The organism is Pseudomonas sp., assembly GCF_041601375.1.
Lineage (GTDB): Bacteria > Pseudomonadota > Gammaproteobacteria > Pseudomonadales > Pseudomonadaceae > Aquipseudomonas.
In genome coordinates this window covers 1-6563 of record NZ_JBFIIG010000217.1, presented here as the reverse complement: position 1 = coordinate 6563, position 6563 = coordinate 1, and the positions used below count along the sequence as shown (strand labels likewise).

At 65.7% G+C, this 6563-nt stretch carries 6 protein-coding genes; all 6 read right to left on the bottom strand.

Annotated features, from left to right (window positions below; genetic code table 11):
• On the bottom strand, positions 1–924 hold a 924-nt coding region (locus tag ABZE94_RS19390), incomplete at its 3' end, for an MJ0042-type zinc finger domain-containing protein (RefSeq protein ID WP_372877551.1).
• 95 nt (positions 925–1019) lie between these two features.
• A complete protein-coding gene (prmA, locus tag ABZE94_RS19385) occupies positions 1020–1898 on the bottom strand; it encodes a 50S ribosomal protein L11 methyltransferase (protein WP_372877549.1) in 879 nt (292 codons plus the stop codon).
• Positions 1899–2182: 284 nt separating this feature from the next.
• A complete protein-coding gene (accC, locus tag ABZE94_RS19380) occupies positions 2183–3532 on the bottom strand; it encodes an acetyl-CoA carboxylase biotin carboxylase subunit (protein ID WP_372877547.1) in 1350 nt (449 codons plus the stop codon).
• Between the two features lie 17 nt (positions 3533–3549).
• Positions 3550–4011, bottom strand: a complete 462-nt coding sequence (gene accB, locus ABZE94_RS19375) for an acetyl-CoA carboxylase biotin carboxyl carrier protein (protein ID WP_372877545.1) — start codon at positions 4009–4011, stop codon at positions 3550–3552.
• 22 nt (positions 4012–4033) lie between these two features.
• Positions 4034–4477: a type II 3-dehydroquinate dehydratase gene (aroQ, locus tag ABZE94_RS19370; protein ID WP_238040156.1), complete on the bottom strand. Its 444-nt coding sequence runs from the start codon at positions 4475–4477 to the stop codon at positions 4034–4036.
• Between the two features lie 238 nt (positions 4478–4715).
• The gene (gene dsbD / locus ABZE94_RS19365) at positions 4716–6512 is read right to left on the bottom strand and encodes a protein-disulfide reductase DsbD (protein ID WP_372877552.1); all 1797 of its coding nucleotides are present in this window, start codon (positions 6510–6512) and stop codon (positions 4716–4718) included.
• Positions 6513–6563: the final 51 nt, after the last annotated feature.

Genomic DNA, 6563 nt, shown 5'->3' with positions numbered 1-6563 from the left:
GATCAGGGCGGTCGCGGCCAGCAGGTTCAGCAGGCCCCAGCCGAGCCAGCGGCCCCAGGGCTTGCGCGCTGGCTGCCAGTCCAGTTGCAACGGCTCGTCGTCCAATTCGAACAGGTGCTCGTCGCGCAGGCCGGGTTCGCTGCGCGGCGCTTTCCTGCCGGGTCGGTGCGGCGTGTCCGAGTCTGGCTGTTGCTCGTCCTGGGTGTCGAGGTCGTCCGGGTCGCTGTCGAGGTCGTCGCGCCGGGCGCTCAGGCTGGGTTCGTGCCGCCCCGGCTGCCGATGATCGGTGTCCAGCGCGCCGAGCTTGAACGGCGCCAGGTCGTCACTCGGAGCCTGCGCCGCCGTGTCTGGCGGGGTTGTCCCGGGCGACTCGTGCGATGGGGTCAGTGCCGGGGGGGCATCGCCGGGAGTGACAGGGGTGGTGCTCAACGGCGCCCCGGGCGAGTCATCATGCAGGAGGGCCTCGGCCCAGTCTTCGTCATGGGCCTGAGTCTCGGTATCCGGCGCAGGGTGAAAGGGCGCGGGATGCTCGGGCGTCTGGTTCAGCGCGAGGAACTGCTGCGACAGTTGCTGTTCCTGTTCCTCCAGCTTGGCCAGTTCCTCGTCGAGATCGAGGCTGTCGAGGTCCAGGTCGTCATGAATCCACAGCGTATCGCTGTCGCTTTTGCCCTGCGGGACTGGCTGCCCGGGCTTGTTGTGGAGCGGTGTCGCGGCGGCCGGGGCGCTCGCCGCAGGTGTGGAGGGGCCGGGTGGGGGCGCGGTTTCGGGCAGCCGTTGATCCTGCTCGAGCAGTTGCTGCGCGGCATTGAAGACGTGCAGGCAGGCTCCGCAACGCACGGCGCCACGGGCGGCGCCGAGCTGGATGAGATTGACGCGAAAGCTGGTGCGGCAATGGGGGCACTGGGTGACGAAACTTTCGGTCATGCGACGATCCGGCGGCCTGCGATCAGGGGAAACAACGCGATTAGTCTAACGCAAGTGCCTGAACAAGCGGCAATGCCGGGGCCGTCTGTTGGCTATTAACGCCGGGTGCCGCTGATGCGTACCCAGCCATCCTTCTCCGCAGTTGGGTCGAGGGCGAAGGCGTCGGCGTAGGCCGCGCGCACTTCCTCGGCTTGCTCGGCGAGAATGCCCGACAGGGCCAGGCGTCCGCCGGGCTTGACCAGGCTGGTGATCTGCGCGGCCAGGGCCACCAAGGGGCCGGCGAGGATATTGGCCACCACCACGTCGGCCTGTTGCGGCGGCAGGTCGGCGGGCAGGTAGAGCGGGAAGCGTGCCGGGTCGATGCCGTTGCGTCCGGCATTGTCGCGCGAAGCGTCCAGGGCCTGCGGGTCGATATCGGTGCCGACCGCCCGGGGCGCGCCCAGCAGCAGGGCGGCGATGGCCAGGATGCCCGAGCCGCAGCCGAAATCCAGCACGTCGCAGTCGCGCAGGTCCTGGCCGTCGAGCCATTCCAGGCACAGGGCGGTGGTCGGGTGGGTGCCGGTACCGAACGCCAGGCCGGGGTCGAGCAGCAGGTTTACCGCGTCCGGTTCGGGCGCGGCGTGCCAGCTGGGCACTATCCACAGGCGCTGACCGAAGCGCATGGGGTGGAAGTTGTCCATCCAGCTGCGCTCCCAATCCTGGTCGGCAATCACCTCGACCTGGTGCTCGGGCAGTTCGGCGCCGGTGAGCAATTGCAGGTGGGCGAATACCGCCTCGGCCTGGGTGTCGGCCTCGAACAGGGCGAGCAGGTGGGTGTGCGACCACAGCGGGGTGGTGCCCAGGTCCGGCTCGAAAATCGGTTGGTCTTCGGCGTCCATAAAGGTCACCGAAACGGCACCCACTGCCAGCAGGGCGTCTTCGTAGGTTTCCGCCTGCTCCGGGGTGATGGCGAGACGGACTTGTAACCAGGGCATGGAAAACCTCGTGAGCGCTACGGCGTGATGGTGCAGTTGGCCGCGCAGCTTACTTGAAGCGATGGCCCGGCTGCCACCGTCGCGCCGCGCAGAAACGACAAGGGCCGCCCAATGGCAGCCCTTGTCGAGAGCCTATTTATGATCTGCTGCGCGTCGGTCCTGCTGCGTTAAAAACAGGCTCGGAATGCTCATTTACACCAGTAAACTCCGCTTCCTCGCCTGTTTTTGCCTTGCATGACGCTAGCTCGCGAGATCCTAAACAGGCTCTGATCGCACTACGTAGATCAGTGCTTATCCATACCCAGCTTCTTCTCCAGGTAATGGATATTCACGCCACCTTTGCAGAAGCCCTTGTCGCGCACCAGGTCGCGGTGCAGCGGCACGTTGGTCTTGATCCCGTCGACGACGATTTCGTCCAGGGCATTGCGCATGCGCGCCAGGGCTTCGTCGCGGGTCGCGCCGTAGGTGATCAGCTTGCCGATCAGCGAGTCGTAGTGCGGCGGTACGGTGTAACCGCTGTACAGGTGCGAGTCGACCCGCACGCCATTGCCGCCCGGGGCATGGAAGTGCTTGACCTTGCCGGGGCAGGGCATGAAGTTGTCCGGGTCTTCGGCGTTGATCCGGCATTCCAGGGAATGGCCGCGGATCACTACGTCTTCCTGGGTGAACGACAGCTTGTTGCCGGCGGCGATGCTGAGCATCTCCTTGACGATGTCGATGCCGGTGACCATTTCCGAAACCGGATGCTCGACCTGGACGCGGGTGTTCATCTCGATGAAGTAGAAGTGGCCGTCTTCGTAGAGGAACTCGAAGGTGCCGGCACCGCGGTAGCCGATCTCGATGCAGGCATCGACGCAGCGCTTGAGCACTTCGGCGCGGGCCTGCTCGTTGATGAACGGCGCCGGCGCTTCTTCCAGCACCTTCTGGTGGCGGCGCTGCAGCGAGCAGTCGCGATCACCGAGGTGGATGGCCTGGCCCTGGCCGTCGGACAGCACCTGGACTTCCACGTGGCGTGGGTTGCCGAGGAACTTCTCCAGGTAGACCATCGGATTGCCGAACACCGAACCGGCTTCGCTGCGGGTCAGCTTGGCCGATTTGATCAGGTCTTCTTCCTTGTGCACCACGCGCATGCCGCGACCACCGCCGCCGCCAGCGGCCTTGATGATCACCGGGTAGCCGACGTCACGGGCAATCGCCAGGGCGACTTCCTCGTCTTCCGGCAGCGGGCCGTCGGAGCCGGGGACTACCGGCACGCCGGCGCGCTTCATGGCGTCCTTGGCCGAGACCTTGTCGCCCATCAGGCGAATGGTTTCGGCTTTCGGGCCGATAAAGGCGAAACCGGAGTTTTCCACCTGTTCGGCGAAATCGGCGTTTTCCGCGAGGAAGCCGTAGCCGGGGTGGATCGCCGTGGCGCCGGTGACTTCGGCGGCACTGATGATCGCCGGAATGTTCAGGTAGGACAGGGCGCCGGATGCCGGACCTATGCACACCGATTCATCGGCCAGGCCCAGGTGCATCAGATCGCGATCGGCGGTGGAGTGCACCGCGACGGTCTTGATGCCCAGCTCTTTGCACGCGCGCAAGACGCGCAGGGCGATCTCGCCGCGGTTGGCGATCAGAACTTTTTCCAACATCGGAGGCTCTCCGCGGTTCAAACGATGGTGAACAGGGGCTGATCGTATTCCACCGGCTGGCCGTTCTCGCCCAGGATGGATTCGATGGTGCCACTGCTCTCGGCCTCGATGTGGTTCATCATCTTCATCGCTTCGACGATGCAGAGGATGTCGCCTTTCTTCACGCTCGAACCCACTTCGACAAAGTTGGACGAGGTCGGCGAAGCGGCGCGGAAGAAGGTGCCGACCATCGGCGAGCGCACCACGGTGCCGTTCAGCTTGGCGGCAGCCGGGGCGGCCTCGGCGGCGGCAACGGGAGCGGCTGGCGCAGCCGGTGCTGCTTGTGCTGGCTGCGGGGCATACATGGGCTGCTGGGCATAGGTCGGTTGCTTGCCGTGGCGGCTGATGCGCACGGATTCTTCGCCTTCGCGAATTTCCAGCTCGTCGATGCCGGATTCTTCCAGCAGTTCGATCAGTTTCTTGACTTTACGTATATCCATAGTGGCTCAACTCCCAGTGAGGTCAGGGCTGTTCAAGTTGTTCGAGTGCGGCCTCCAGGGCCAGCCGGTAACCGCTGGCGCCAAGGCCGCAGATCACCCCTACGGCAACATCGGAAAAGTAGGAGTGATGGCGGAAAGCTTCGCGTTTGTACACGTTGGACAGGTGCACTTCGATGAATGGGATGCTCACCGCCAGCAATGCGTCACGTAATGCGACGCTGGTGTGGGTGAAAGCGGCGGGATTGATCAGGATAAAGTCGACACCTTCGCCTTTTGCGGCGTGAATGCGCTCGATCAGCTCGTACTCGGCATTGCTTTGCAGGTAGAGCAGGTGATGGCCCGCCTCGCGGGCGCGGCGCTCCAGGTCGAGGTTGATCTGATCCAGGGTGGTGGCGCCATAGACGCCCGGCTCGCGGGTGCCCAGCAGATTCAGGTTGGGGCCGTGCAGCACCAGTAGGGTGGCCATGATCCGGTGTTCCTTGTTGTTCGCACCGCCGGACTATGCCGGAGAGGGCGCAGGGCTGTCCAGTTGTCTGCAGTAGTCGACACGATAGCGGTAGTTTGTCTCATTCATATGACTGAGGGGCGGTGGAAAAACTCCCGCAGACTGCGACCGTCTCTGCGAACGCCTCCAAACGCCTTGCCGCGAACGCCTGGAGAGGGTCTCGCGACGGCGCTCGATAGGTCCACCACCTCCGAGGGCATCAGAACCGTGCGCTGGCCTGGTTCAGGCGAGCGGCGAAGTCCGCTGCGTCGATTTCGCCGACCACCCGCAGATCCTGCCATTCGTCGCCCTTGGCATCGAACAGCAGGATCGCCGGGGGGCCGAACAGCTGGTAGCGATCGAGCAGGGCACGCTGGGCCGGGTTGCTCTCGGTGATATCGAAGCGTACCAGGCGGTAGTCGCCCAACTGGCTGGCCACTGGCCCGGCGGTGAGCACTTCGCGCTCGATCACCTTGCAACTGATGCACCAGTCGGCGTACCAGTCGAGCAGCAGCGGTTTGCCGGCGCTTTGCGCGGCGGCGAAGGCCGCATCCAGTTCGGCGGGGCTGCTGACCGTCTGCCAGGCGTTCGCTTCGGCCTGGCTGCTCGCGGTATTGGCCAGGAGCTGGCGGCCGAGCGGGCGCAATGGATCGTTCTGGCCTTGCAGGGCGCCGGTCCAGGCGGCCAGGGCATAGACCAGAAGCGCCAGGCCGGCCAATTGGCCGAGTTTCTGCTTGTGGGTTTTCGGGCCGAACTCCAGGGCGCCAAGAAACAGCGCTACGCCAGCGGCGAGCAGGCCCCACAAGGCCAGCGCCAGCTGACCCGGCAACACCCGCTCGAGCAACCACAGGGCGACGGCTAGCAGCAGGACGCCGAAGGCGTTGCGCACGCCAATCATCCAGGTGCCCGACTTCGGCAGCAGGGCACCGCCGCCGGTGGCGAACAACACCAGCGGCGCGCCCATGCCCAGGCCCAGGGCGAACAGTTTCAAACCACCGCCCAGGGCATCGCCGCTGGCGCTGATATACAGCAGGGCGCCGACCAGGGGGGCCGACACGCAGGGCGACACCAGCAGGCTGGAGAGCACGCCGAGCAGGGCCGCATTGGCGTAGGAGCCGCCGCGGGTCTTGCTGGCCAGGCGGTCCAGCGGTTCGCTGAGCAGGCGCGGCAGGCGCAGTTCGTAGACGCCGAACATGGCCAGGGCGAACAAGGCGAAGAAAGCGGCGAAAGGCACCAGGATCCACGCCGATTGCAGGCGTGCCTGCAGGTTGAGGCCGGCGCCGAACACCCCCATCAGGGCACCAAGCACGGCGAAGCAGAGGGCCATCGGCAGCACATAGGCGAGCGACAGGCTGAAACTGCGCAGGCCGCCAACCTGGCCGCGCAGCACCACCCCGGAGAGGATCGGCAGCATCGGCAGCACGCAGGGGGTAAAGGTCAGGCCCAGCCCGGCGAGGAAGAACAGCGCCAGGTCGCTCCAGCTCCAGCTCCAGCTGTTGCCGGCGGAACCCGGTGCACCCGCTGTGCCCGCTGTGGCGCCGGCGCCGGACAGGCCGCCGGCAATCTTCAGCTGTTCGGTTTCCGGCGGGTAGCACAAGCCCTGGTCGGCGCAGCCCTGGTAGCTGACGTTGAGGTTGAACGGGCGCTTGTCCGGGTTTTCCAGCGGCAATTCGACATCCAGCACGCCGTAATACACCTCGACGTCGCCGAAGTACTCGTCGAACTTCGCCTCGCCGGCCGGCAGTCGCGCGGCGCCCAGACCGACATCGGCGGGCTCGCTGGTGAATTGGAAGCGGTGCTTGTAGAGGTAGTAGCCCTCGGCGGCGACGAAACGCAGGGTGATCGACTCGGTCGAGCTGTCGACCAGGCTCAGCTGGAACGCCTCGCGCACGGGGAGGAAGTCGGCACTGTTGTTCAGCGGCGCGCCCAGCGGCGCCGGGGCAGGGCGGCTGTCGAACAGGCCGGCGCCAGCGGGCAGGGCAACCAGCAGCAGGATCAGGCAGAGCAAACGGCGCATGGCGGTCTCGCGGGTCAGAAGTTCCTGCATCATAACCAAGCTTGTGTCCTG